Here is a 25,917-nt window from a genome sequence, read left to right on the forward strand (position 1 = left end):
GGATAACTCCTTGGTAGGGACGGCGCCCCGGGCGCCGCGGTGCGGAAAGCGGGATCAGGCGCCAGGTTCGCTATTCGGATTCGGCGCGCGGTGCATGACGATGACCTGCTCGGCGGGTTCGGCGGCGGGCGCGCGGCGGCGCTCCCGCTTGGCCTTCTTCTGGATCAGGTGTGGGCACTTCTGTTCGTGGTGGTAGAGCATCTGGCAGTGCAGGCATTGGATGCACTCGTTCGGATTGATCTCGCCGGTGGGGTCGATCGCCTGTACCGGACATTCGAGATTGCAGCGTTGACAGGGATTGCCGCAGTCGCGGTAGCGGCGCAGCCAGTTGAAGATGCGCAGCCGCGCAGGGATTGCCAGCGCGGCCCCCAGCGGACAGAGATAGCGGCAGAAGAAGCGCTCCACGAACAGGCCGGCGGCCAGCAGCGCCACGGCGAATGCGACGAACGGCCAGTAGCGCATGAAGCGCAGGATGATCGCGGTCTTGAAGGGTTCGACCTCGGACAACTGTTCGGCCAGCGCCAGGTCGTACAAGGAGAAGCCGAACAGCAGCAGGAAGATCACGTACTTCAGGGTCGACAGGCGCTGGTTCACGCCGTGGCTGATCTTGAGCTGGCGCACACCCAGGCGGCGGGCGACGCGGTTGCTGAGTTCTTGCAGCGCGCCGAAGGGGCATAACCAGCCGCAGAAGGCGCCGCGGTTCCAGAAGACCATGGAGATGGCCGTGGCGCACCACAGGATGAACACCAGCGGGTCCATCAGGAAGTATTCCCAGCGGAAGTCGCTGCGCATGGCCGAAAAGAAAGTCAGCACGTTGACCACCGAGAGCTGGGCCTGGCCGTACCAGCCGATCCAGAACAGTGCGAACGCCAAGAACGCCAGCCGCAGGCGGTCGTGCAGCAGCGGACGGCTGGCGAGCTGGTCCTGGAAGAAGAAGACGCCCACCAGCACCAGCAGCGCCACCGTCAGCACGGCGACCTGGCCGGCCTTGCCGCGCCAGATCTGTTTCCATAGCGCGGGCGCGGCGTCTTCTTCCTGCGCAGTCTGGGCCGGGGCGGCTTGATCGGCAGTCGGCGGGGGCGCGGCGGATGCCTGCGCGCCCGCCACCGGCCGGGTATAGGCCGCAGGCAATTCATAGCTCAGGTCGAAGGTCACGAAGGCCTTGTCGCTGACGCTGAGCACGCGTTGCACCATCAGCTGCAGGCGCCAGGGCGCGACCGGATCCAGCGCGGCGTCCTCGGGCACGACGAACAGGGCTACCTCGCGGAACGCGGGCGCGCCCTGCGCGGCCACGTCGGCCAGGCGCTGGTGATTGCGATCGCGGAAGCGGAAGCTGCTTTCATCCTGGATGATCTCGATGCGGTCGAAGATGCCGCCGCGCACGTAGCCCGAGCCCTTGAACGAGTAGGCGCCGTTGCCGGCCACCAGCACGGCCTGCTGGCCGGGCTTGAGCCTTTCCTTCAGGCGCTGCCATTCCGTGTCGCCCAGCAGGCTGCGGCCGATCGCGGGTACGCTGACCAGCGCGGCGTACAGGTCGATGAAGCCGTCCGCGTCCGTGCTGCCTTCTGTATTGGCTGCGGCGTCGTTCCTGCCCGATGCGCGGAAGGCCTGGTTCACGTCCTCGGGGTTCAGCCGCAGATTGCGCACCGCTCCGGCATCCAGCAGGTCCTGCCAGGACTGGACGGCATCGCGCGCATCGTCCACGACGCGGGCGGCAACGGGCGCGGCCGACGGCGCCACCGTGGCGGTCTTGTCGATGCCATGGGCGCGCGCCACGGCGATGGCCGAGCGCGTGATGCTGTCGCCGATCACCATCAGCGTGACGGTCGCGCCGCTGATGATGTCCACGGGCGGCGGGGCGCCATGGCGGGGAGGGGAGTCCACGAAGTTCAGCCCGACGTAGCCGCTGATGAAATGGTCGACCTTGGACTGCGGAATGCCGATGAGCACGATGGGCTCGTGGTGCTCCACGAGGCGCGCGCCGACGATGCGTCCGTCATTGGCCAGGCCGACCAGCACGTCGATGGGCTTGCTGGAGTAGCCGCGGGTGTTGACGACGTCGGACGTCAGATAGACCACGCCCAATTGGCGCGCGCCCGCATACACCTTGGCAACCATGGGCTTGCCGGCGGGCGGGTCGGCGCGGTCCGCGCCGGGGAAGATCTGTCCGATGGGGATGCTACCCAGGAAATCCGGCAGGCGTTGGGCCTGAGCGGCGCTGAAGACCCCCGAGCACAGCAGCAGCAAGAAAAGAAAGACTGCATGCACGAACCACTTGTACCGACTGAACCCGCGCCCCGCCGCTGTGCTGCCTTGCATTTTCGTACTCTGCTGATTGTGTTTGTTTGCAGGCATCCTAAGAATGCTTGGCATCGGTCGTATTGCGGTTTGTCAATCGGCGTACGCGCGCGGACCGTGCGGAGGCAATGCCCCTGCGTTTTGTAGGGGATATCCCCGTTTTGGAGAGGTTGAACGAGGCGCTATTGATGCCGGTCAATAGCGCGCTTTGCGCTGCGCCATAGACTTGTGCGTGGCGGCAGCGACGCTAGGCATGTGCCTCGCGCGTGTCGGAAGAGCCGCCAACGTTTACGGAGAATCTCCATGCTGGCAAAAGCCACCCTCGCCATCGCCCTGTCCGCAGCCAGCCTGCCCGCGTTGGCCGCTCAGTGCGAAGCAACCATAGAAAGCAACGACGCCATGCAGTACAACCTGAAGGAAATGGTTGTCGACAAAAGCTGCAAGCAATTCACCGTGCATCTCAAGCACGTCGGCAAAATGGCCAAGGTCGCCATGGGCCACAACTGGGTGCTGACCAAGGAAGCCGACAAGACGGCCGTGGCCACCGACGGCATGAACGCCGGCCTGCCGCAGGATTACGTCAAGGCGGGAGACACCCGCGTCATCGCCCACACCAAGGTCATCGGCGGCGGCGAGTCGGATTCGGTTACGTTCGACGTTTCCAAGCTCACCCCGGGCGAGGCCTATGCCTACTTCTGCTCGTTCCCGGGCCACTGGGCCATGATGAAGGGCACGCTCAAGCTCAGCGACTGATTGGCTGTCCTGGACCTGAAAGCCGGCTGCAAGCCGGTTTTTTTTTGTCCGCTCCGGCAATGGCGCCAGACCCCGGATGTCCTGGTTCTACAGGCCTAAACCGCGTGCGCCTCAGGCATAAGGACGGGGTTCGTCACCGGCGTGTCACGGATTTTCCATGTACGATTACCGGTCGTGTAACTTCTGGAGCTCCTGATGGAGTGGCTGCTGGACCCTACTGCGTGGGTCGGCTTGCTTACCCTGGTCGTCCTTGAGATCGTCCTGGGGATCGATAACCTGATTTTCATCGCCATCCTGGCGGACAAGCTGCCCCCTGCGCAACGCGACCGCGCGCGCATCATGGGCCTGAGCCTGGCGCTCATCATGCGTCTAGGCCTCTTGTCGGTCATGTCATGGCTGGTCACGCTGACCACCCCCCTGTTTTCCATCGGCCCGCTGTCGTTCTCGGGCCGCGACCTGATCCTGATGATCGGCGGCCTGTTCCTGCTGTTCAAGGGCACGATGGAACTGCATGAGCGCCTGGAGGGCTCCCAGCACGGCGGCTCATCGGGGCCGCGCGTGTACGCGAGCTTCTGGGTGATCGTCACGCAGATCGTGGTGCTGGACGCGGTGTTCTCGCTGGACTCGGTCATCACCGCGGTCGGCATGGTGGACCACCTGGCCATCATGATGATTGCCGTGATCATCGCCATCGGCATCATGCTGCTGGCGTCCAAGCCGCTGACGCGCTTCGTCAACGCCCACCCCACGGTGGTGGTGCTGTGCCTGGGCTTCCTGCTCATGATCGGCTTTTCGCTGCTGGCTGAAGCCTTCGGCTTCAAGGTGCCCAAGGGCTACCTGTACGCGGCTATCGGCTTCTCGGTCGCCATCGAGGCGCTCAACCAGGTGGCGCGCCGCAACCTGCTCAAGCTGGATGCGCGCCGGCCGATGCGCGAACGTACCGCTTCCGCCGTGCTGCGCATGCTGGGCAAGCGTCCGCCTGCCGACGAACCCGACCTGCCCAGCGCGAACGGCCCGGCCATCCCGGCTTTCGGGGTCGAGGAGCGCAATATGGTCAGCGGCGTGTTGACCCTGGCCGAGCGGTCGATCCGTTCGATCATGACGCCGCGCACGGACGTGTCGTGGATCAACATCGACGACGACCCGGAAACCATCCGCCGCCAGCTGACCGAGGCGCCGCACAGCTTTTTCCCCGTTTGCCGGGGTTCCCTGGACGAGGTGCTGGGCATCGGCCGCGCCAAGGATCTGGTGGCCGACCTGATCACCGAGGGCAGGGTGCGCCGCAACCGTCTGCGCGACCCCATCATCGTGCACGAGTCCATCGGCATCCTGCGCCTGATGGACACGCTCAAGCGTTCGCGCGGCCAGCTGGTGCTGGTGGCCGACGAGTTCGGCGCCATCGAGGGCCTGGTGACGCCGATCGACGTGTTCGAGGCGATCGCCGGCGAATTCCCCGACGAAGATGAGCTTCCCGACATCGTCGCCGACGGCGAGAACACCTGGAAAATCGACGGCGCGGCTGATCTGCACCATGTCGAGCAGGTGCTGGAAACCGAGGGCCTGGTCGATGACGCCCAGGATTTTTCAACCCTGGCGGGGTACCTGCTGTCGCGCTTCGGGCACCTGCCCAAGCCGGGCGACGTCTGCGAGTACGAGATCCACCATGAGCATTTCCGCTTTGAAGTCCTGGAAATGGACGGCCGCCGCATCGCGCTGGTGCGCGTCGAGAAGCGGCCGCAGGAAATGCTTGCGGACGACGAATCCCTAGCCAACGACTAACTGGACCGACCTGTCATCGTGACCGAAAACACCCTATATCTGATCAAAGCTTTCGTCCTGGGCATCATCGAGGGCCTGACGGAATTCATTCCCGTGTCCAGCACCGGCCACCTTATCCTGGTGGGCGACTGGATCAATTTCGAATCCAGCCAGGGCAAGGTATTCGAGGTGGTGATCCAGCTGGGCTCCATCCTGGCGGTGATGTGGGTGTTCCGCGCGCGCCTGCTGACGCTGATCCGCGGCACGCTGACCGGGGTGCCCACCGAGGTCGCTTTCACCCGCAACCTGATCATCGCCTTCCTGCCGGCCGCCGTCGTCGGCGCCATCTTCATCAAGTCCATCAAGAGCATCTTCTATCACCCGGCCGTGGTGGTCGTGACCCTGGTGCTGGGCGGCCTGATCATGCTGTACGTGGAGCGCAAGACGCACCATACGCCGGGTGACATGCCGGGCGCGGCCGACGATACCGCCTCGGATGAGCGCGCCACGGCCCGCACGCTGGAGCAGATCTCCTGGAAGCAGGCCCTCGGCGTGGGCGTGGCGCAATGCCTGGCCATGATCCCGGGCACCTCGCGCTCGGGCGCCACCATCATCGGCGGCATGATCGCCGGCATCCAGCGCAAGACGGCCACCGAGTTCTCGTTCTTCCTGGCCATGCCCACGATGCTGGGGGCGGCCGTGTACGACATGTACAAGAACTTCGGCGTGCTCACCCAGCACGACCTGTCGGGCATCGCGGTGGGCTTCATCGCCGCGTTCCTGAGCGCGATGGTGGTGGTGCGCGCGGTGCTGCGCTTTGTCGCCAACCATACCTACCGCGTATTCGCCTGGTACCGGATCATCTTCGGCGGCGTCGTCGCGGCCTGGATCTTCACGCGCTGATGGCGTGGCCGGCGGTTCGCCGGCAGCAGCAATGACAAGGGCCGCTTGCGCGGCCCTTGCTGTTTTCCGTCACGGTGCGCCCGAGGGCTACGCTTCCGTTTCCAGGTCGTAGAACTGCAGGCCGTCCTGGTCGATGACCAGCCAGCCGCCGCGGGCGGGCGACACGTGGTCGCAGTCCCAGTCGGGCAGGACCCAGCGCTCGCGCTTCTTGCCGTCCACTTCCAACACGTGGCGGGCGGGGCGATGGGTGTGGCCATGCACCAGCACGCGCACGCCCGTCTCGCGGAAGACGGATTCAATGGCGGCGGCGTTGACGTCCATGATCTCCATGGACTTCATCTGGTTGGCGGCCTGGCTTTCGCCGCGGGCCTGCTGCGCCATCGCCAGGCGTTCGGGGATCGTCTTGGCCAGGAATTCGGCCTGCCAGCGCGGATCGCGGACCATCTTGCGGAACTGCTGGTAGGCGGCATCGTCCGTACAGAACTCGTCGCCATGGGTCAGCAGGATTTGCCCGTAATCCGTTTCCAGCAGCGCCGGTTCGGGCAGCAGCTTGGCGCCCAGGGCCTGGGCCAGTTCTTCCCCGATGAGGAAGTCGCGGTTGCCGCGGCCCAGCCAGACCGGAATCCGGCTGGCGGTGTCGCGCAGCGCCGTCAGCGCCGTGGCGAGCCACGGCGGCGCGGCGCGGATCACGTCGTCGCCGATCCAGGCGTCGAAGATGTCGCCCGGCAGCAGCAGGGCGCCGGCTTCCTCCCGCGCGGCCTCCAGGAAGGCCAGAAAGGCCTCCGAGGTGGCCGGCGTGGCCGGTCCCAGATGCAGGTCGGATGCCAGCCAGATGGGGCCGGACAGCGCGATCTTATTCAAGAACTTCGGCCTTCTCGATGATCACGTCTTCGTTCGGGACGTTCTGGTGGAAGCCCTTGTTGCCGGTCTTCACGCCCTTGATCTTGTCGACCACGTCCGTGCCTTCGGTCACGGTGCCGAACACGGCATAGCCCCAGCCGTTGGGCGTGGGCGCGGTGAAGTTCAGGAAGTCGTTGTTGGACACGTTGATGAAGAACTGCGCCGTGGCCGAGTGCGGATCGCTGGTGCGGGCCATGGCCAGGGTGTACTTGTCGTTCTTCAGGCCGTTGTTGGCCTCGTTTTCGATGGGGGCATGGGTCTGCTTCTGCTTCATGCCGGGCTCAAAGCCGCCGCCCTGGATCATGAAGCCATCGATCACGCGATGGAACACCGTGCCGTTGTAGAAACCTTCCTTGACGTAGGTCAGGAAGTTTTCGACGGTCTTGGGCGCCTTGGCGGCATCCAGGGTGATGACCATGTCGCCTTGGTTCGTTTGGAGCTTGACGCGGGGGTTGGTGCTCATGGCTTTTGTGCCTTCAGAGGTGGAGGTGGAGGAATTGGCCGCGGGGGCGGCGCTGACGAGCGCTGGGGCGAATGCAGCCAGCGCGAACGAGCACGCCGTCAGGCGCAGCAGGTGTAGGGGGGAGTAGCGGGACATCATTTGCCGTGTTTATCCTTCAGCATGGTTTCGACTTCGCGGACCTTTTCCTGCATGCCGGGCACGCCATCGCGGGCGGCCTTCTTGTAGGTGTTCAAGGCCTGCAGAAGCTGCAGATCGCCCATATTGGCGCGGGCGGCGGCATAGTTGGGATCGGCGCGCAGGGCCATCGACAGGGCGTCCTGTGCGCGGTCGAGTTCGCCGCGCCCTGCATATAGAGCCCCCAGGTTGTTCCAAGGTTCCGGCAGCTCCGGAAAGCGGTTGGTCATCTCGGTGTAGACGTCGATGGCTTCGTTGGTGCGGTTCAGGGCCGCCAGCGCGCGGGCGTGCTGGAACATCAGTTGCACGTCGGTGCCGCGCTGGTCCTTGATCTGTTCCTGGCGCTTTTCGATCATGGCAAGCGCTTCTTCGTTGTCGCCGTGGTTCAGCAGGCGCTCGATGTAAGTCGTGATCTGCGAGGCCGAGGGCGTCAGGCGGGTGTCGACGCTGGGCTTGGCGGCTTCCAGCAGCTTGGCCAGACTGTCCCAGCCACCCTCGGGCGGGATGGGGTCCAGGGTGGTGCGGCTGGCGTTGGGGTTGGTTCCCCCGCCGCCGGCCATCGACTGGGCCAGAGAGGCTCCAACCGGCGCGCCCGCAAGGGCCAGGGCGAGCAGGGCGACGCGAAAGCGCGGCTTGATAGTCACTTGGGCATCCGTTAAAAGTCTTGGCAGGCCGACGCTTACGCGCGCGACCGGGCCGCTTGCTATACTTGACGACCGCCATTTTAGCCCCGGTTGAGTTTTGGCTCGACATCGGGGACGAAGCCCCGGGATATCGTTGATGGAATGCGGGCTCGGAATGCGGGTTCGGGGCGGTCGGCGCCAGTGGGATTATGGCCCGAGGCAGAGATCGGGATCGAAACCGCGGGACCGAAATCGCAGGACCGAAATCGGCGGGATTGGAATCCGACCCGGCGGCACGCGCCGAAGGTATTTTCCTTCGGCAGCAACTTTCCGCAACCGCCACGGAAAACTTAGATAAAGCCTATAAGCGCCATGCTGCAAATCTACAACACGTTGTCGCGTACCAAAGAACCGTTCAAGCCGGCCCAGGCTGGTCAGGTGCGCATGTACGTGTGTGGCATGACCGTCTATGACTTCTGCCATCTGGGCCACGCCCGCATGCTGGTGTCGTTCGACGTCGTGCAGCGCTGGCTGCGCGCCAGCGGACTGGCGGTCGACTATGTGCGCAATATCACGGACATCGACGACAAGATCATCCGCCGCGCCGTCGAGACCGGCCGCCGCATCGGCGAAGTCACCGACTTCTACATCGACGCCATGCACGCCGACGAGCGTGCGCTGGGCGTCCAGACGCCGGACCGCGAACCGCGCGCGACCGAGTACGTCGGCGAGATGCTGGACATCATCGGCAAGCTCGAGCAGAACGGCCTGGCCTACCAGGCCGACGACGGCGACGTGAACTACGCCGTGCGCGGCTTTCCCGGCTACGGCAAGCTGTCCGGCAAGACGCTGGATGACCTGCGCGCCGGCGAGCGCGTGGCCGTGGGTTCGGCCAAGCGCGATCCGCTGGATTTCGTGCTGTGGAAGTCCGCCAAGGCCGACGAGCCTGCCGACACCAAGTGGGAATCGCCGTATGGCCTGGGCCGTCCGGGCTGGCACATCGAGTGCTCGGCCATGAGCAAGTCGCTGCTGGGCCTGCCGCTGGACATTCACGGCGGCGGTCCGGACCTGAAATTTCCGCACCATGAAAACGAGATCGCCCAGACCGAGGGCGCTTTCGGTGGCGCGCTGGCCAACATCTGGATGCACTGCGGCCCGCTCATGGTCGACTCGGACAAGATGTCCAAGTCCCTGGGCAATTTCCGCACCATCCGCCAGACCATCGCCCAGGAAGAACCGGCGGCCGATCAGGCCGTCTACCGCGTCAACCCGCGCGAAGCGGAGATGGTGCGTTTCTTCATCGTGCGCAACCATTACCGCAGCTCGCAGAACTACACGCCGGACAACCTGATCGACGCGCAGAACGCGCTCGACCGCCTGTACCAGGCGCTTCAGAATGTGCCCGCCGACACGCAGGGCATCGACTGGAACGAGCCGCAGGCCCAGGCCTTCAAGGCGGCCATGGACGACGACTTCAACAGCTCGGGCGCGGTCGCGGCCTTGTTCGAACTGGCCTCCGACGCCAACCGCAACAAGAGCGCGCGCAGCGCCGGCCAGTTGAAGGCGCTGGCGTCCCTGCTGGGCCTGCTGCAGCAGGATCCCGCGGCCTATTTCCAGTCGCCCACGCGCTATTCGGCGGCCGCCATGGAGCAGGGCGAGCGCCGTGCGCTGGACGCCGAGGCCATCCAGTCCCTGATCGACGCGCGCGCGGCCGCCAAGGCCGCCCGCAACTTCGCCGAAGCCGACCGCATCCGTGCGGAACTGCGCGAAGCCGGTATTGAACTCGACGACAAGCCGGGCGGCGTGACGCAATGGCGTCGCGCTTGAACCCGCAGGACCCGCCCGCCATGTCCACCGTCGACCTCGAGATTCCCAAGCCCGAGTACTGGGAAGCCGCCGTAGCCCACCTGATGCGGCGCGACCGCATCCTGAAAAAGATCATTCCCCAGCATCCCGAAGTCTGGCTGACTTCGCGCGGCACGCCTTTCGTGACGCTGGCGCGGGCGATCATCGGGCAGCAGGTGTCCAGCAAGGCGGCCGACACCGTCTGGACCCAGTTCATCGAGGCCGTGGGCAAGCGCCCGACGCCCGTCGCCGTGCTGCGCGTCGGCCTGGAGGGCCTGCGCGCGGCGGGGCTGTCGCAGCGCAAGGCCGAGTACGTGCTGGACCTGGCCGTGCATTTCGGCGAACGCCGGGTCCATCCCGAGAAATGGGCGGCAATGGACGACGAAGCCGTCATTTCCGAATTGACCGCCATCCGCGGCATAGGCCGCTGGACGGCGGAGATGTTTTTGATTTTCAATCTGCAGCGGCCTGATGTCCTGCCGCTGGATGATCCTGGGTTGCTCAAGGCAATCTCGCTACACTATTTCAGCGGCGAGCCTGTCTCTCGCTTCGAGGCTCGCGAAGTCTCGTTGGCGTGGCAACCCTGGCGTACCGTGGCGACCTGGTATCTGTGGCGCAGTCTGGATCCGACTCCGGTCCAATACTGACGCAAGCCAGGCAGCCCATCTACGGAACCACACTACATGCGCAATACATTTCTGGAATTCGAACAACCGCTCGCCGAGCTTGAAAACAAGATCGAGCAGCTGCGCTACGTGCAGGCCGATTCGGCCGTAGACATCTCCGACGAGATCGGACGTCTGCAGCAGAAGAGCCAGACCTTGGCCAAGGAAATCTACGCCAAGCTCACGCCCTGGCAGACGGCCCTGGTCGCCCGCCATCCCCAGCGTCCCTACACGCTGGACTACGTGCGCGAAATGTTCACCGACTTCCATGAGCTGCACGGCGACCGCATGTACGCCGACGACCAGTCCATCGTGGGCGGCCTGGCGCGCTTCAACGGCACGCCCTGCATGGTCATCGGCCACCAGAAGGGACGCGACACCAAGGAACGCGCCGCGCGCAATTTCGGCATGCCGCGTCCGGAAGGCTATCGCAAGGCCCTGCGGCTGATGCGCCTGGCCGAGAAATTCGGCATCCCCGTGTTCACGTTCGTGGACACCCCGGGCGCCTATCCCGGCATCGGCGCCGAAGAGCGCGGCCAGTCCGAAGCCATCGGCCACAACCTCTATGCCATGGCCGAGCTCAAGGTCCCCGTGATCTGCACCATCATCGGCGAAGGCGGCTCGGGCGGCGCCCTGGCCATCGCCGTGGGCAATGCCGTGCTGATGCTGCAGTACGCGACCTACGCCGTGATTTCTCCGGAAGGCTGCGCCTCGATCCTGTGGCGCAGCGCCGACAAGGCGCCCGAAGCCGCCGAGGCCCTGGCCATCATCGCGCCGCGCCTGAAGGACCTGGGCCTGGTGGACCGCGTGGTCAACGAACCGGTGGGCGGCGCCCATCGCGACCCGCGCGTCATGGCCCGCCTGTTGCGCCGCGCGCTGGGCGATGCCCTGCGCCAGCTCCAGGGCATGACGCCCGAGCAGCTCGTGGAGCAGCGCGTCCAGCGCCTGCTGTCCTACGGCGCCTACCAGGAAGTGCGCGCCTGAAGCAGGCAGCGCGCCGGCATCCCCGCCGGCGCCGCGGCCTAGCGCCACGCGCCATCCCGCCATGAACGCCCGCCCAGCGTCCGATCCTCCGCATCGGGCCTCGGCGGGCGTAGTTCATTCCCTTCCCGTGTCGGCCGAGCTTGCCGCGGCCTTGCGCCGCGCCTTGCTGGCCTTGCCCGAGCGTCCGGCGCGCATCGCCGTGGCGTTGAGCGGCGGCGCCGATTCGGCCATGCTGGCCGTGCACGCGGCTCCCGTGGCGCGAGAACTCGGCATGGATCTGGCGTTGTTCCATGTGCACCACGGCTTGCAGGACGCCGCCGACGCATGGACGCAGCATGCGCGCACGCTGGCGGACATGCTCGCGCTGCCGCTGTCGGTGGCGCGCGTGGAGGTGGCGCAGGCCGCGGGCAAGGGCATCGAGGCGGCCGCGCGCGACGCCCGCTACGCCGCACTGGCGCAATTGGCGCGAGAGCAGGGCGTGACGCATATCCTGTTGGCCCATCATCGCAACGACCAGGCCGAAACCGTCCTGCTGCGTCTGCTGCGCGGCACCGGGCTGGTCGGCATGGCAGCCATGGCGCCGCTGTCCCGGCGCGATGGGCTGGTCTACCTGCGACCCTGGCTGGAAATCGGCCGCGAGGCGATCCTGCATGCGGCGGACGAGGTGGCGCAAGCCAGCGGCTGGAGTCCGGTGCAGGACCCCACCAATACCGATCCGCACTACACCCGGGCTGCCCTGCGCGAGCTGCTGGCGCCGGCGCTCGATGCCCGCTGGCCCGGATGGCGCGCCATCGTCGCGCGCCACGCGCGCCACATGGGCGAGGCGGCGGAGATCTTGGACGAGGTGGCGCGGGAGGATTTCGCCGCGCTCGATCCTTCTGATGACGGCGCCAGCTTTTCGCTGCAGGCGTGGCGCGGGCTGTCCGAGGCGCGGCAGGCGCACGTGTTGCGCCATTGGCTGGAACGCAATGGCGCCCGCATGCCGACCGACGGCAGGATGCGCGATCTGCTGCGTCAGCTGCGCGGGTTGCACAGCCTGGGCCATGACCGCCAGTTGCGGGTGGAACAGGCTGGCCACGTCATCCGCTGCCACCGGGGCAGGGTCTGGGTCGAACCCCGGGAATAAGCGGATCAGCGCCGCCAATGTCCCCAAATAATCGCGCTGTGGACAGAATTTTGCACAAGCTGCGCAAATTTTTACCGCCGCGCTAGAATATACGGCTTTGCCCGTCAACCTTTTGCGGCGGGTTCCCAGCCAGAGTACGAGATGTCCCTGATCGTTCACAAATATGGCGGTACTTCGATGGGCTCGGTCGAGCGCATCAAGAACGTGGCGCGTCGCGTCGCGAAGTGGCACGCTGCCGGCCACCAGGTTGTCGTTGTTCCGTCGGCGATGGCGGGCGAGACCAATCGCCTGCTCGGCTTGGCGCGCGAGATTACGCCGCAGCCCGACAGCCGCGAGCTCGACATGATCGCCGCCACCGGCGAACAGGCCAGCAGCGGCCTGCTGGCCATCGCGCTGCAGGCCGAAGGCGTGCCGGCGCGCAGCTATGCCGGTTGGCAAGTGCCTGTGCGCACCGATTCGTCGTTCACCAAGGCGCGCATCTCGTCGATCGACGACGAGCGCATCCGCGCCGATCTGGACGCCGGCCGCGTGGTCATCGTTACGGGCTTCCAGGGCGTTGACCCGGAAGGCCACATCACCACGCTGGGCCGCGGCGGTTCCGACACCTCGGCCGTGGCCGTGGCGGCCGCCATCAAGGCCGACGAATGCCTGATCTACACCGACGTGGACGGCGTCTACACGACCGATCCGCGCGTGGTGCCCGAAGCGCGCCGCATGGCCGTCGTTTCCTTCGAGGAAATGCTGGAAATGGCATCGCTGGGCTCCAAGGTCCTGCAAATCCGTTCGGTTGAATTCGCCGGCAAATACCGTGTGCCGGTCCGGGTCCTGTCCTCGCTGACCGACCCGCTTATCCCGCTCGCAGAAGAAATGGTCTCGGGCACGCTGATTACTTTTGAGGAAGACGAAAAAATGGAAGCCGCCGTTGTCTCCGGCATCGCCTTCAGCCGCGACGAAGCCAAAATCACCTTGCTGGCCGTTCCGGACAAGCCCGGCATCGCCTTCTCGATCCTGGGCCCGGTCGCCGCCGCCAACATCGACGTCGACATGATCGTGCAGAACCAGTCCGTGGCTGGCACGACCGACTTCTCGTTCACGGTCAACCGCAACGAATTCGCCCGCGCCGTTGATCTGCTCAAGCGCGAAGTCATCCCCGCCGTGGGCGCGCGTGAACTGTCCACCGACGAGAAGGTCGCCAAGGTTTCCATCGTCGGCATCGGCATGCGCTCGCACGTGGGCGTGGCCAGCCTGATGTTCCAGACGCTTTCGCAAGAAGGCATCAACATCCAGATGATCAGCACCAGCGAGATCAAGACCTCGGTGATCATCGACGACAAGTACATGGAATTGGGCGTGCGCGCGCTGCACAAGGCCTTCGGCCTGGACCAGGCGCCTGCCGAAAAGGCCTGATTCAAGACTCCGGCACGATTTTTTTTGCAATGAGTGCCCGATAGCGGGCAAGAGTGAAAAAAGTCGTGCTAGAATCTCGTTCTCTTCGGAGATGTGCCCGAGAGGCTGAAGGGGCTCCCCTGCTAAGGGAGTATGTGGCTAAAAACTGCATCGTGGGTTCGAATCCCACCATCTCCGCCAGATTCTCTCCGATCTGGCTTCGGTCAGCACCGGAGATAAAAAACCCGCAATCGCGCAAGTGATTGCGGGTTTTTTCATGGGCTCGCGGCGGGTCTGCGCCGCATGAGAAAATCGCTGATTCCCTTCCAGGCGCAGATTCCTTGAAACACCTGCTTGCCACGCTAGACCGGCTGAACGATTTCGATGAAGTCATCGATGTGCGCACGCCGCTCGAATTCGCCGATGACCATATTCCCGGCGCGATCAACGCGCCAGTGCTGAGCAATGAAGAGCGCGTGGTGGTGGGCACGCTGTACAAGCAGGTCTCGCCCTTCGAAGCCTCGCGCGTCGGTGCGGCGCTGGTGGCGCGCAATATTGCCGCGCATCTGGATACGAACTTTGCCGACCGGCGCCAGGGTTGGCGCCCGTTGATCTATTGCTGGCGCGGGGGCACGCGTTCCGGCTCCATGACGACGATGTTCAACATGATAGGGTGGCGCGCGCGGCAGCTGGACGGCGGCTACAAGACCTATCGGCAGGCCACGCTGGACGCGCTGGAAAGCCTGCCCGCGGGCTTGCGCTACATCGTGCTGGCCGGGCCCACTGGCAGCGGCAAGACGCGCTTGTTGAATGCATTGGGAGAGGCCGGCGCGCAGACGCTGGACCTGGAGCGCCTGGCCGCGCATCGCGGGTCGCTGCTGGGCGCCTGGGCCGGTGTTGCGCAGCCCTCGCAAAAGGGTTTCGACACGCGGCTTGCTCAGAGCTTGCGGGCGTTCGATGCGTCGCGGCCGGTGTTCGTCGAAGCGGAGAGCCGCAAGATCGGCGCGGTCGCGCTGCCCGCCGCGCTATTGAAGGCGGTGCATGCGAGCCCCTGCATCGAGGTCCGTTCCAGCCGCGAGGATCGCGCGGCCTTTCTGCAGCAGGACTACGCCCATCTGTTCGACGACCCTGCAACGTTCAAGGCGCAGCTTCAGCGCATGATCGGCCTGCACAGCCGCGAGCGCGTGAACGGCTGGCTGGCCTTGGTCGACAGCGGCGCGCGCGCCGAGCTGGCGCAGGAACTCATAGACCGGCACTACGATCCGGCCTATGCGCGCAGTTGCCATGCGCACTTCACGCAATTGCCGCAGGCGCTGCGCTTGGAATTCAGGCCCAATGACGGCGACGTGGTGGAGCAGGCTAGGGCGTTGCTGGCAAGAATGGATGCAAGGGCGGACGCCGCCTGACTGCGGTTCGTCGTGGGCGCCGTGGTCGGATAAATCGGTGCCCAACTTGCGCGCTTCACGAAATAACGCTATTATTCAAGGCTTGCTTTTAAACGCGAATGCGCCCGTAGCTCAGCTGGATAGAGTACCTGGCTACGAACCAGGGGGTCGTAGGTTCGAATCCTGCCGGGCGCGCCAAGTTTGAAGTAAGTGCAGTAGAAAACGCAGTAAAAACAAACGCAGTAAAAACGGCAAGATTTTCTGATATAATTTTGCCTCTTTGCCGGAGCGCCCGTAGCTCAGCTGGATAGAGTACCTGGCTACGAACCAGGGGGTCGTAGGTTCGAATCCTGCCGGGCGCGCCAAGTTCACTTGGCCAATACAGCAAAGAAAAATGGAAAGGCCTTTGATCTTGCATCAAAGGCCTTTTTGTTTTGCGCCGCCATCTAGAAGCGGATCGTCAGGCCCGCCATCGGCCCTTGCAGCACGGCGTCGAACTTGAAGCCGCCGCTGCTGTAGTCCACGCCCACTGCGCGATAGCCTATCGCCGCCGAGACATTCTTGCTGAAGTTGTAGCCGAGGCCGAGGCCGACATCCCAATCCGCTTCTGCGCCGCCCGCGCCGATCAGGCCCCAGCCGGTGATGTAGTACTTCGAGCTCAGCATGTAGTTTCCGCGCACGCCCACCAGGCCGTCGACCCAGGTGGCGCCGTCGCTGCGCGTTCTGCCGTTCAGGTGCGAGCCCTTGAGCGTGATGTCGGTGTCGACCGACCAGACGCGCAGGCCTGCGACGACGTCCAGCTGATGCGGTGAATTTTCCAGCAAGGAATAGCCGACGCCGAGCAGTCCCGCGAACGTGGATGCCTTTACGTCCGCACTGGAGGCCAGGATGCCGCGCGGCGTATCTCCCTGTGTGCCGATCTTGGTGTAGATCAGGTCGCCGAATACGCTGTAGCGTCCTTTGCGCGCCTCGCCGATGAGCATCGCGCCGAAGTCGAGGTTGTCGAACAGCTCGTCGAAGTCCGAGTGGATGTCGATGACGGGCGAGCGCGAATGGGATACCTTGCCGGAGAGGCCGGCAGCCCAGAAGTAGGGCGTGACCGAGAATTGCCATTCGTTCGAAGGCACGGTACCCGCTGCGGAAGCGGGCTCCGCTTCGGCGCCCAGCGCAGTCCCGGCTTGCAGCAGCCCGCAGATCAGGCAGCCCATGATTTTCTTTTTCATTGCAAACCCTCCCCAAACGGCAGGCGTGATGAATCGCATCCATCACGCCTGCGGTGAGCGCAAAACCGGCCAGGGGCCGGTGCGGCGTAACCCAGGTATCAGGTGACCCGTCTTACGGGAGGGATGGTCCAGGAGCCGTCGATGATCGACGGGTTGCTTTCATTGGGCCAGTAAAGACGCATCATCAGGATGAATGGGCCCTTGGGCGCAGGCAGCCAGTTCGACTCCATGTCCGGTCCGGGCGATTCATGCTGTATGAACAGGTCGATCGAGCCGTCGGGCTTGGCCTTCAGGGGCTGGCGCGCGCTGATCGAGTAGCGGTTCAGCGGGTTGTCGACGAAAAAGTAGCGCGCGTCATACATCGTCAGCGACCAGAAGCCCGACACTGGCGGCGTAAGCCCCTTCTTGAAGGTCAGCACGTACTTCTCCGAGCCGTTGTAGGTGCGCTTGATGGCGCCGGTGTCTGACTTCAGGGACGTGGGATAAACGGCGTCCTGGGGGCGGTTGGCGCCCAGGCCGATCGCGGTGACCAGCGCCCGTTGGAGGTAGTTGGTGCCGTATATGCCCGTCTTGGTCGTGAAGCCCCAGCCATCCACGTCCTGGATGTCGCCGCCGCTGGACTTGAAGTGCGTCATGATGCGTCCGAAGCCCACCTGCGGAACGCGCTTTGCAATGTCCGGGTCGAGCTTGCTCTTGTCGAAGTCCTGTCCTGGCACGATGCCTATCGAAGCCATCTTCGCGACGATGGGCGCGTCGGCGGCGCTGGGCGGATTGCGCTTGAGCAGCTGCGCAAACAAGCTGAAGTACTCGACCGCGTCCATGTTGTTGACCTGTTCGCGCACCGAGGTCTTCATGTCTATCGCAGGGTCGACCTTGCCCGCGGGCGGAGTCCAGTCCTTGCCCCATGCGCTCAAGGGACAGAGCTTCACTTCGTCCTGCAGCTTGTGCACTTGCGCATAGTCTTCCGGCGTGCCGGTGCAGTAGATGCGGCCCAGCAGCCACACGATGCTGGTGGGAGATTTGTACTGGACCATGCCTTGCGGAATCGAGCCCTCCCATCCGGGGCCGCTGACCACGAAGGTTTGCGCACCCGTGCCCGTGGTGCGCTTGCCAGGCACATCGAACACCGTGGTCCAACCGTCCAGCATCGGAAACAGGGCATAGCGTCCATTCATGTCGGGCAGGCTGACGACCCAGGGTTCGTCGCCGACGTCAAAGAAGGAAGTGGTGTACAGCGTGTCGGCGTTCGGCGCGGTCACGTCGCGGAACTTGGCGTCGGGATACTGGCGCAGCTTGATGAGATTCCCCATCGGCGCTCGCGTGCCCTTGGGCTCCGCAACGTTGGTGATGACTCTTCTGGTCATCTCCATGGTCACCAGGGGATAGGCGTAGATGTAGACATCGGTCGCCAGTCCGAACTGCTCGTCGCCTTCGGGCAGATCCGCGATCAGGCCATCGGCGGCCCGGGCGGCGGCGCCCAGGGCGCTGGTTGCGAGCAGAGCAAGACCACCTGCATTCAATGTGCGGCGCGTTAGCTTCATAGGATCACTCCAACGGACTCATGGGTTGAAAATCACGAAGTGCCGCGGCACAGGCCAAGCTGTGCCGCGAGATGCCTTGCTCTAGCGTTGTCGTACGTACTTGCCGATTTCCCGGGCTGCGCCCGAGGTCCATTCATCGATCAGCGGCTGCAGTTTGGACAGGCGGACGCCGCCCGCGCCCTGGGTGGCGTTGGCGACCTTTTCGCCCGTGCCACCCCGCACGGACGCATACAGCAATTCATCCGACATGCTGTCCGTGACCCGCGACTCGATGGCGACGCTGGCGTTGCGCGCCATGCCTCCTTCCATGGCGGCGCGGGCCTCGGTCATTACCAACGCGACGGGAATGTATTGATAGGCTCGCAGCGCCTGCTCCGAGGTTCCCACCGCGGTGATGGCGATGCGGATACGGGCGACGCCGGGCCCGGCGCGATCGACCAGCCTCACCTGTTCGCCGACCTTGCGCCGCAGCGTCTCGTTGACCGCCACGCGTATCTCCGTGAGGGTTTCCATGGAAACGTCCGCGGATGGCTGAGGCTCCGGGTAGTACTCGATCGGATCAAGCCACACCGCGGTATAGCGAGACGCGTTGAAATCAGGATTCAGGTAGACCAGGCGGGTTCCGCCGTCGGGGGCGGGCATCTGGTGCAGAAGCGAGTAATCCGACAGGAAGCCGGACTCCGTTGTTTTTGGTGCGGTGGAACAGCCTGTGGCCAGGATCGCGGCAGCGAGGCCCAGAACGAACGCGCCCGAGGAATTCTTGGTGTCCATGCAAGTTCCTTCTGACAGATGGGGGGCAGGAGAGCCCCGACTGCAGGCGTCGGCGAGAGGTCCTGTGCAAAAGCTGCTTCTCCGCTCGTGGGCGCATTTTTTGTCCTATATGCACAGGAAACCAATTATTTTTCCAAGCGTGAAATTTCGCAACGCGGACGAGTGAACCGGGCTTTCTGAACTATTCCCTTTGTGCGCGTTTTGTGGAAGGAATCGCGCGGCCGAGGCGGGCCACGAATCGCGGGCGCGTGATTCGGACGCGGCGCGGACACAGGCTTCGGCCTGTCCGATTTGCGCACCCTTAATTTTTCATGGTATAAACACGCCTCTTTCGGAGCGCCCGTAGCTCAGCTGGATAGAGTACCTGGCTACGAACCAGGGGGTCGTAGGTTCGAATCCTGCCGGGCGCGCCAAGCTTCTTGCTTGGATGAAATGGAAAGAAAACGGAAAGGCCTTTGATCTTCGATCGAAGGCCTTTTTGTTTTGCGGCGCGGATTGCGCTTCAGTGCGTGGAGGCTGGTGCCGCGGCCCGGACCTGGTCTCGGGCCTTGTCATCTTCGTCGTCGAATCCCCAGTCTCCAACCGTGTACCAATCGTCTCCCAGGGTCTCTGCGGGATGCATGGTGCGGCCGGACCCGTTGCCGCAGGCCATCGAGTCGGTGGCGCAATAGCGGTCGCAGCCCCAGCATATGCGTTCGGGGTGCTTCGGGTGCAAGGGAAACTTCTTGGCCATGCGAAATGCCTGTTGACGGAGGGCGCCGCGATGGCGGCGCCGATCTTTCCGGATATATGTCCAGCGTACTGCCGGGCGCGCCCGAAATTCCTTGATCTGGCTCAAGCGCAGAGCCTGCGGCCCGATGCGCGCAGTATTGCGCGTCGGGCCGCGGTTCTGGGGAATTGGGGTGGAGAAAGCGCCGCCCGGTGAGGCGCGGCGCCGGTCTCATGCGCCTAATGGCGTCGTCGGTCCACCGCCGTCAAGGATGTGCCGCTCTTGAGCAGCTGGTAGGTCTGTCCGCCCAGCCACGCGACTTTTTCGCCCGTGCTGGTGCGGCATACGCAATGCGTCTTCGGATCGAAGCGCGAGGTGCCCAGCGCGGAATACGCGTCGGGGTCTGAGACGAATCGTTCAATGCGGTAGAGCGTGCCGTCCGGCGCGGTGGCGAGGACGTCGGTCAATCGTCTTGCGGTGCCGAGCATATGCGATACCTCCATGCGCGGGCCATTGGATATACGGCGCCAAAGTCGTTCAGGCACTTCAGTATGCCAGGGCGGGAAGCTTGATGTTCCCGCATCAGGCGCTAATGAAGGTGCCCTCCAAACAATGAATCGTCGAGCTGGTCGGGAGTGACGCCCAGGGCTTCGGATACGCGGTCCAGGATAACCTGCCTGGGCCGCGGGCGCGGCCGTTCCAGTTCGATATAGATGGAGTGGTCCACCCCCAGTCGTGCAGCCATATCAGCGGTGCTGATTTTGAGATGCTCACGCCAGGCGCGTATCAGGCTCCAGTCGTTGCCGGTTTTTAGATTGACGACAGCTAATGGTAAATGACTCTGCCCCTGCGCGGGTGTTTTGCGCGGGGCGGATTTTCTGCGGGCGTCGCGCAGGCTGCTCTTGGCGGCAGCGCTCTTGCGGGAATCGCCGCGAGGCGTGGTGGTAGCGATTTCGGCGGTGAAAATGGCGCCGCCGTTCAATTGGCGATACTGGTTGTCGCCGATCCAATGCAGGGCTTCACCGTTGTCGAGCATGCACTCGCAGTCCAGGTGATAGTTGCTGGGCATGCTCTCGAGTTGGGCGATGGTTTCCGCGGTCGTGGCGTGGCGCACCACGCGGTGCAAGACACCGTCTGGCGAGCGCACGAATACGTCGGGAAGTCTCCAGGAAAACGGAATGATAATCTCCACGGCCAAACCTATCCCGCCACTGTATCCCGGGGTGCGGGTGGTGGGATTTGGGGTTTCCCCTCGCCTGACTTGAGCGGATGATTGTGCGCCACATCAGCCCTCAACATCTTCACAAATCTTCACGCCGCGCGAGGCTATCATCGCCGCGTTGCCCGGGGTTTTGGGCGTACTGTCCGAGTGTTGCCGATGTCTCTGGCCGCGGCTGGAATCGTGGATGCGCGACCGCGCGCGAGCAGGGCGGCGTGGTGGGCCGTGCTGGCGTCGTGCGCGCTGCATGCGATGGTGGCGGGGCTGTGGTGGCGCGACCGGATAGAGCCCGCAGCGCGCGCGCCGGAATTGCCGTTCTACGTGGATCTGTTGCCCGCCCGGTCGCCGCCCCTGCCACAGGAACAGCCGGCGAAGGACGAGCCTGCGTCCGGATCGGCGCCTGCTCAGCCTGCCCGCGTCGACACGCCGTCGCCGGCCGTGGCTGCAGGGCAACGATCCGGCGCGCGCAGGACACCCGCGCCATCCGCGCCGAGGCTGGACAGGACACCCGTGCCACCGTCGGGCGCTGCGGATCTTTCGCGCGATTTCGGTTGGCGCCCCGAAGATGCGCAAGCGGCGGGCATGCCGCGCGCACGTGGCGAGCCCGTCGTGCGACTCGGACCCAAAGCGCCGGTCGAACAATCCGAGATCGCGCGCGGCATCGCCAAGAGCGCGCGGCCGCCATGCAAGAACGCCCATGCGGACATGGGCTTGCTGGCCTTGCCGCTTCTGTTGGCGGATACCGTTACGGATCGGGGCTGCAAGTGGTGACGCCGAAGCCCTCGCTGCCTGCACGCGCGCCGCGGCGGCGCTGGAGGAATATCGAGATGCGTGCTTTTCATTTTCAATCTTGCCGCCAGTCCGATACGCTGCTCGCGCGGCCCGGGGCCTGTCAAGAATAGCCAAGCGCGATTACCTGGGTAGCGGCAGGGGCAAGCATGCGCGTCTGTCCTGAATCGTGGATACTATTTTTTCAATCTGGGATTTCCAGAATTCATGGAGAGACGCAATGCCCGAATCTCAAGGCGGCCTGGACAGGCTGCGCCGCTTCATCGCCGCGGCGACCCGGCTGGCCACGCCCACAGGCCTGGCGCAGACGCCGGAGTTGCAGGCTGCATTCGCCGACCTGGTGCGCCATGACGATTGGCTGCCCGAGGCCTGTACCGCGCCCCATCCGCAGTACTACCAGCAGTATCTGCTGCACTGCGATCCCCTGGAGCGCTTTTCGCTGGTGAGTTTCGTGTGGGGGCCGGGCCAGTTCACGCCGGTGCATGATCACGAGGTCTGGGGCTATGTGGGCATGCTGCGCGGGGCCGAGGTCAATCAACGCTATGTCCGCGGCAAGGACGGCAGCGTCGCGCCCGCGGGCGCCGCGACCACTTTGCAGCCGGGCGACATAGAATGCCTGTCGCCCGCCGAAGGCGACATCCACCGGGTCTCCAATGCCCACGCGGACCGCGTATCGATCAGCGTGCATCTCTACGGCGGCAACATCGGCGCCGTTTCGCGCCATGTGTATGACCCCGCGACCGGGCAGGCCAAGCCTTTCGTGTCGGGGTATTCGTCGGCCAGCTTGCCGAACCTGTGGGACCGCTCGGAAGCCGTGCGGGCCGCCATTGCCGGGGGCGCACGCTAGGGTCTGTTCGCGCGCGGCGTCCCATGCTATTTTCTTGTCCTAAATATTAGGAAAACAAAAAATGGACAAGACGCTGCTCAAAGGTCTGATGGTGCTGGAGGCGGTGACCGACGTGGACAATCCACCGCGCACCATCGATGCGCTGGCCGCCCGGGTCGGACTGACTCGCAGCAACACGCACCGCACCTTGCAGACGCTGATACATGCGGGCTATGTGACCAAGGACGATGACGGCGGCGGCTATCGCGGCGCGGTCCGGCTGTTCGAGCTGGCGGCGCGTCAGCTTGCCCAACTGGACGTGCGCAAGCTGGCCGCGCCCTACATGCGCACGCTGGCCGACCAGACCGGCGAAACCGTGCACCTTTCCGTGCTCGACGGTTTCGACGTGGTCTACGTCGACAAGATCGACAGCCCCCAGCCGATACGCGCCTATTCGATGGTGGGCGGACGCGCGCCCGCCTATGCCGTCGCCACGGGCAAGGCGTTGCTGGCCTACCAGCCGGAAGGCTATGTCGAGCGCTACGCCGACAAGCTCGTGCGTCATACGCCGTCGACCATCGTGTCCATGCCGCTCTTGAAGGACGAACTGCGCAAGATCGCCCGCACCGGCTATGCGGTCAATCGCGGCGAATGGCGCGAAGGCGTGGGCGGGCTGGCCGTGACCTTGTTCAACAGCCTGGACCAGCCCGTGGCCGCCATCGGCATCTCCGGTCCGCTGGACCGCCTGAGCGCCGCTAGGATGAAGCAGCTGGCGCCGGACGTGGCTGCCTGTGCCCAGTCCATCTCGCAGGGGATGGGCTATCGCCGGGGCTATCTGGACCAGTAGCGGGCCGCGCCAGCACCGCGCTGATGCGCTGCGCCTGATCGCGGGCCAGCCGCGCATTGACATCCATGGACGTAGTCCAGAAGTACGTGCCGCCCGCGAGGCTACCCAGCACCGAGATATCCGGCTCGATCCCGCCTGCGGCGTTCTTGAGGCATCCCGTGGCAAAGTCCAGCGCCAGGCCGCCATGGGGATCGGGCTGCGCATGGCCCTCGCGCAATAGCGCGGACACCAGCGGGTCCTGCGTGCGCGGCGTGTCCACCGAGAAGCTGGTGGCATTGATCAGATAGCGGCTGGCATGAGTGCAGACGGCGCCCGTCGCGTCGCGCAAGCGCGTGTGGAACAGGCCGCTGACGCTATCGTGGCGGCTGTCCAGATAACCGCCACAGACCTGCAGCTGGCCGTTCTGGAACAGGGCTTGCAGCTTCAATGCGTTGCGCATCGGAAAGGTGGCGCGCCGCGCCATCCACAGCGAACGCCATTGCGACTGGAAGCGGCTGCGCTCGGCTTGCGGCAGGAGATGCCAGATCAGGTCGACGGCGGCATTGGTGGCGGCCGCCACCGCCTGCCACGGGCGCGGGGCCTGGCCGGACCGACGTATCTCCTCGTCCAGTGCGACGTGGGCCTCGCCCTCCATGCCGAACACGTCCGCGGTTTCCAGGCTGCCGCCCAGCGCCAGGACTTCTTCCTGGAGCGCGGTGACGATGATGTCCAGCGACAGTGCGCCTCCATGCCTGGCGGCCAGGCGCGGAACGCCCTTCGGGCTCAGTTGTTGCAGCGTGTCTGGCGCGCGGTTGTTGGGGCTGCGCACGGAAGGCAGGCGGCCATTGCGCGATACGCACAGGATGGGGCCGCGATGGGCCGTCTGTTGCAAGGCGGCGATGGCGTCCACGGCGCTCAGGCTGGTGCCGATGATGCAGACCGGCGCGTCGGCGGCGATGCCGCGGGTCAGCGCCTGGACCGGGTAGGGGCTGTTGAAGTAGCCGGGCGCATCGCGTAATTCCGGAAACGCCTGCGAAGGCAGGTTGCCGTTGCACAGCACGGCGTAACGCGCCAGGAAGGGCGAACCCGGTTCCGCTTCGACCCCCACGCCTCCGCCAGGCAGCGGCGCCACGCGGCGGACCCGGCCGCGCACGTGCGTGAGCGTGATGCCCAGCGCGCGGGCTAGCCCGCAAGCCCGTCCGTAGACTGCGCGCATGTAGGCGCCGAACAGCGGGCGCGGCAGGAAGTCCGCTGGCGCTATCGAGTCCGCGCCCTGCGCGCGCAGCCAGGCGGGATCCTGGGCGCGCAGCCAGTCCACGAAATCCATCCTGTGATCGGCCCGCGCCGACATGTTGCCGGCGGGAATGTTGAGCAGGTTGCTGGGCAGATCCTCCTGGTAGGCCTCGCCCGCGCCCGGTTCGGCCTGCGGCTCGAACAGCGCGATCGTCAGCGCTCGTCCAGCGGCAGGTTCCAGCGAGAGCAGGAATTGATAGAGGAAGCTGACGGCCACCGAGCCGCCGCCGACGATGGCCAGGTCCGCCGCTTGCGGTGTCGTGTCGGGCGCCGTCATTTGGCCGCCGACAAGCGCACCACGTCGGCCCAGCGGGCGACTTCCTGCTTGAGCACGCGGCTGGTATCGGCGGGCGTGGTGGCCACGGCGTCGGCGCCCAGCTTCTGTGCGGCCTGCTGCACGGAAGCCATGGCCGCCGCCTTCTGCATGCCGGCCGAGAGCTTCTCCACCACGGCGGGCGGCGTGCCCGCGGGAGCCAGCAGCGCGTAGGTGGTCGCGACCGAGTAGTCCTTTACGCCCTGCTCGGCGAGCGTGGGCAGGTCCGGCAGCGCCGTGGCGCGCGTGGCGGTGGTGACGCCCAGCAGGCGGATCTTGCCGGTCGCGACCTGGGGCAGCAGCGCCGGCAGCGTTTCGATCACCATGTCGATCTGCCCGCCCAGCAGGTCGGTGATGGCGGGGCCGCTGCCGCGATACGGCACGTGCATGAGCCGGGTGCCGGTGACGACCTGGAAGAGTTCGCCTGCCATGTGCTGGGACGTGCCGGGGCCGGCCGAACCAAAGGTGATGGTGCCGGGCTTGCTCTTGGCCAGGGCGATCAGCTCCTGCACGTTCTTCGCGGAAATCTTGCTGCTGTTCACCGCCACGGCCATGGGCATGCTGGTGGCCATCGACACGCCGACGAAGGCGGTGCCGAAGTCGTAGCCGGGCTTGTCGGGCATGGCGGCATGGATTGCGTGGCTGCCCACGGCGCCCATCAGCAGGGTGTAGCCGTCGGCGGGCGATTTGGCCACGTACTCGGCGCCGATCTCTCCGCCCGCGCCCGCCTTGTTTTCCACCACCACGCTCTGTCCCAGGTAGTCGCCCAGGTGCTGCGCATAGATGCGCGCGGCCGCGTCCGTCGCGCCGCCGGGCGGGAAAGGGACCACCATGCGCACGGGTTTCGTCGGCCAGTTGTCGGCCGCGGCCGCGCCGCCTGCCAAAGCCAGCACCATGCCCGTCAGGGCAATGCGCCACATTTTTTTCATGGAAGTCTCCTTGGTGTCGGTGCGGGCCGTCCTATGCAGCGTCTCGGCCCTTTTTTTAAAATCCTAAAATATAGGATTCAAGTATCAATAAATGATTTACTTAGAATTCCACACGGTGCTATGCTGGTCAACAATTAAGCACATCACCTAGGGAATGCACTAGGATTGACGCCAAAATACGCGAGCATGCGCCAGAGATGGGCTGGATGATGCCA

Annotated in this window: 24 protein-coding genes and 4 tRNA genes; 16 read left to right on the top strand and 12 right to left on the bottom strand. The window is 65.0% G+C overall.

The genetic code is table 11. From position 1 onward, the window contains the following. Positions 1-54: 54 nt before the first annotated feature. Entirely contained in the window at positions 55-2,319 is a 2,265-nt protein-coding gene (locus IB268_RS25765; RefSeq protein ID WP_225591493.1) for a NosR/NirI family protein, read from the bottom strand. 282 nt (positions 2,320-2,601) lie between these two features. Here IB268_RS25765 and azu point away from each other — a divergent pair, with 282 nt between their 5' ends. From azu to IB268_RS25780, 3 genes are all read left to right on the top strand, one after another. Beyond that, positions 2,602-3,051, top strand: coding sequence for an azurin (gene azu / locus IB268_RS25770; protein WP_054453180.1), 450 nt, complete (start codon positions 2,602-2,604; stop codon positions 3,049-3,051). Between the two features lie 195 nt (positions 3,052-3,246). Then, complete coding sequence (locus IB268_RS25775; protein WP_054453178.1) at positions 3,247-4,830, top strand: TerC family protein; 1,584 nt, start codon at positions 3,247-3,249, stop codon at positions 4,828-4,830. An 18-nt stretch (positions 4,831-4,848) separates the two neighbouring features. Then, positions 4,849-5,712, top strand: a complete 864-nt coding sequence (locus tag IB268_RS25780) for an undecaprenyl-diphosphate phosphatase (RefSeq protein ID WP_054453176.1) — start codon at positions 4,849-4,851, stop codon at positions 5,710-5,712. 87 nt (positions 5,713-5,799) lie between these two features. Here the strand turns inward: IB268_RS25780 and IB268_RS25785 are convergent, their stop codons facing one another. From IB268_RS25785 to IB268_RS25795, 3 genes are all read right to left on the bottom strand, one after another. Further along, positions 5,800-6,573: a UDP-2,3-diacylglucosamine diphosphatase gene (locus IB268_RS25785; RefSeq protein WP_088141681.1), complete on the bottom strand. Its 774-nt coding sequence runs from the start codon at positions 6,571-6,573 to the stop codon at positions 5,800-5,802. Beyond that, positions 6,566-7,075 (bottom strand): peptidylprolyl isomerase, encoded by a 510-nt coding sequence (locus tag IB268_RS25790; RefSeq protein WP_042794482.1) that lies wholly within the window; start codon positions 7,073-7,075, stop codon positions 6,566-6,568. The genes IB268_RS25785 and IB268_RS25790 overlap by 8 nt, the downstream gene beginning before the upstream one ends. Before the next feature lie 134 nt (positions 7,076-7,209). Beyond that, positions 7,210-7,893, bottom strand: a complete 684-nt coding sequence (locus IB268_RS25795) for a tetratricopeptide repeat protein (protein ID WP_054453172.1) — start codon at positions 7,891-7,893, stop codon at positions 7,210-7,212. A 351-nt stretch (positions 7,894-8,244) separates the two neighbouring features. Here IB268_RS25795 and cysS point away from each other — a divergent pair, with 351 nt between their 5' ends. From cysS to IB268_RS25840, 9 genes are all read left to right on the top strand, one after another. After that, complete coding sequence (gene cysS / locus IB268_RS25800) at positions 8,245-9,699, top strand: cysteine--tRNA ligase (RefSeq protein WP_175164063.1); 1,455 nt, start codon at positions 8,245-8,247, stop codon at positions 9,697-9,699. Between the two features lie 20 nt (positions 9,700-9,719). Next, entirely contained in the window at positions 9,720-10,364 is a 645-nt protein-coding gene (locus IB268_RS25805) for a DNA-3-methyladenine glycosylase (RefSeq protein ID WP_054453697.1), read from the top strand. 36 nt (positions 10,365-10,400) lie between these two features. Then, complete coding sequence (locus IB268_RS25810) at positions 10,401-11,366, top strand: acetyl-CoA carboxylase carboxyltransferase subunit alpha (RefSeq protein ID WP_042794478.1); 966 nt, start codon at positions 10,401-10,403, stop codon at positions 11,364-11,366. Positions 11,367-11,517: 151 nt separating this feature from the next. After that, positions 11,518-12,492 carry a tRNA lysidine(34) synthetase TilS gene (gene tilS, locus IB268_RS25815; RefSeq protein ID WP_370540038.1) on the top strand — a complete coding sequence of 325 codons (975 nt, stop codon included), beginning with the start codon at positions 11,518-11,520 and terminating at the stop codon, positions 12,490-12,492. Between the two features lie 141 nt (positions 12,493-12,633). Further along, the gene (locus IB268_RS25820) at positions 12,634-13,899 is read left to right on the top strand and encodes an aspartate kinase (protein WP_054453165.1); all 1,266 of its coding nucleotides are present in this window, start codon (positions 12,634-12,636) and stop codon (positions 13,897-13,899) included. Positions 13,900-13,986: 87 nt separating this feature from the next. Beyond that, positions 13,987-14,079 (top strand) — tRNA-Ser (locus IB268_RS25825). Positions 14,080-14,219: 140 nt separating this feature from the next. After that, positions 14,220-15,284 (top strand): tRNA 2-selenouridine(34) synthase MnmH, encoded by a 1,065-nt coding sequence (mnmH, locus tag IB268_RS25830; protein WP_192355003.1) that lies wholly within the window; start codon positions 14,220-14,222, stop codon positions 15,282-15,284. Positions 15,285-15,384: 100 nt separating this feature from the next. Next, positions 15,385-15,461: transfer RNA gene (locus IB268_RS25835), tRNA-Arg, on the top strand. Positions 15,462-15,551: 90 nt separating this feature from the next. Beyond that, positions 15,552-15,628: transfer RNA gene (locus IB268_RS25840), tRNA-Arg, on the top strand. Between the two features lie 81 nt (positions 15,629-15,709). Here the strand turns inward: IB268_RS25840 and IB268_RS25845 are convergent. The 3 genes from IB268_RS25845 to IB268_RS25855 all read right to left on the bottom strand — a co-directional run bounded on the left by IB268_RS25845 (position 15,710) and on the right by IB268_RS25855 (position 18,798). Further along, complete coding sequence (locus IB268_RS25845) at positions 15,710-16,486, bottom strand: hypothetical protein (RefSeq protein ID WP_054453162.1); 777 nt, start codon at positions 16,484-16,486, stop codon at positions 15,710-15,712. Positions 16,487-16,584: 98 nt separating this feature from the next. Continuing rightward, the gene (locus IB268_RS25850) at positions 16,585-18,027 is read right to left on the bottom strand and encodes a DUF1254 domain-containing protein (protein ID WP_054453160.1); all 1,443 of its coding nucleotides are present in this window, start codon (positions 18,025-18,027) and stop codon (positions 16,585-16,587) included. Between the two features lie 81 nt (positions 18,028-18,108). Next, positions 18,109-18,798 carry a DUF3313 domain-containing protein gene (locus IB268_RS25855; RefSeq protein ID WP_125473825.1) on the bottom strand — a complete coding sequence of 230 codons (690 nt, stop codon included), beginning with the start codon at positions 18,796-18,798 and terminating at the stop codon, positions 18,109-18,111. Between the two features lie 336 nt (positions 18,799-19,134). Between IB268_RS25855 and IB268_RS25860 the strand changes: the two genes are divergently transcribed. Further along, positions 19,135-19,211, top strand: a tRNA-Arg gene (locus IB268_RS25860). 89 nt (positions 19,212-19,300) lie between these two features. On the opposite strand, the gene IB268_RS25865 is transcribed toward IB268_RS25860, so the two are convergent. From IB268_RS25865 to IB268_RS25875, 3 genes are all read right to left on the bottom strand, one after another. Next, positions 19,301-19,531: a DUF3079 domain-containing protein gene (locus tag IB268_RS25865; RefSeq protein WP_192355004.1), complete on the bottom strand. Its 231-nt coding sequence runs from the start codon at positions 19,529-19,531 to the stop codon at positions 19,301-19,303. 215 nt (positions 19,532-19,746) lie between these two features. Beyond that, positions 19,747-19,974 carry a hypothetical protein gene (locus IB268_RS25870; protein ID WP_054453154.1) on the bottom strand — a complete coding sequence of 76 codons (228 nt, stop codon included), beginning with the start codon at positions 19,972-19,974 and terminating at the stop codon, positions 19,747-19,749. A gap of 122 nt (positions 19,975-20,096) precedes the next feature. Next, a complete protein-coding gene (locus tag IB268_RS25875; RefSeq protein WP_054453692.1) occupies positions 20,097-20,699 on the bottom strand; it encodes a helix-turn-helix domain-containing protein in 603 nt (200 codons plus the stop codon). A 186-nt stretch (positions 20,700-20,885) separates the two neighbouring features. Between IB268_RS25875 and IB268_RS25880 the strand changes: the two genes are divergently transcribed. From IB268_RS25880 to IB268_RS25890, 3 genes are all read left to right on the top strand, one after another. Continuing rightward, on the top strand, positions 20,886-21,497 hold the full coding sequence (locus IB268_RS25880; protein WP_147400231.1) for a hypothetical protein: 612 nt from the start codon (positions 20,886-20,888) through the stop codon (positions 21,495-21,497). 238 nt (positions 21,498-21,735) lie between these two features. Continuing rightward, positions 21,736-22,362, top strand: a complete 627-nt coding sequence (locus tag IB268_RS25885; protein WP_192355005.1) for a cysteine dioxygenase — start codon at positions 21,736-21,738, stop codon at positions 22,360-22,362. 61 nt (positions 22,363-22,423) lie between these two features. Continuing rightward, complete coding sequence (locus tag IB268_RS25890) at positions 22,424-23,188, top strand: IclR family transcriptional regulator (RefSeq protein WP_082400883.1); 765 nt, start codon at positions 22,424-22,426, stop codon at positions 23,186-23,188. On the opposite strand, the gene IB268_RS25895 is transcribed toward IB268_RS25890, so the two are convergent. Then, the gene (locus IB268_RS25895) at positions 23,097-24,737 is read right to left on the bottom strand and encodes an FAD/NAD(P)-binding protein (RefSeq protein ID WP_192355006.1); all 1,641 of its coding nucleotides are present in this window, start codon (positions 24,735-24,737) and stop codon (positions 23,097-23,099) included. The two genes, IB268_RS25890 and IB268_RS25895, sit on opposite strands and share 92 nt — an antisense overlap. Next, positions 24,734-25,702 (bottom strand): tripartite tricarboxylate transporter substrate binding protein, encoded by a 969-nt coding sequence (locus IB268_RS25900; protein ID WP_054453146.1) that lies wholly within the window; start codon positions 25,700-25,702, stop codon positions 24,734-24,736. Before IB268_RS25900 ends, IB268_RS25895 begins: the two co-directional genes overlap by 4 nt. Positions 25,703-25,917: the final 215 nt, after the last annotated feature.

It is taken from the genome of Achromobacter sp. ACM01, from assembly GCF_014851745.1.
Classification (GTDB): domain Bacteria; phylum Pseudomonadota; class Gammaproteobacteria; order Burkholderiales; family Burkholderiaceae_B; genus Achromobacter; species Achromobacter aegrifaciens.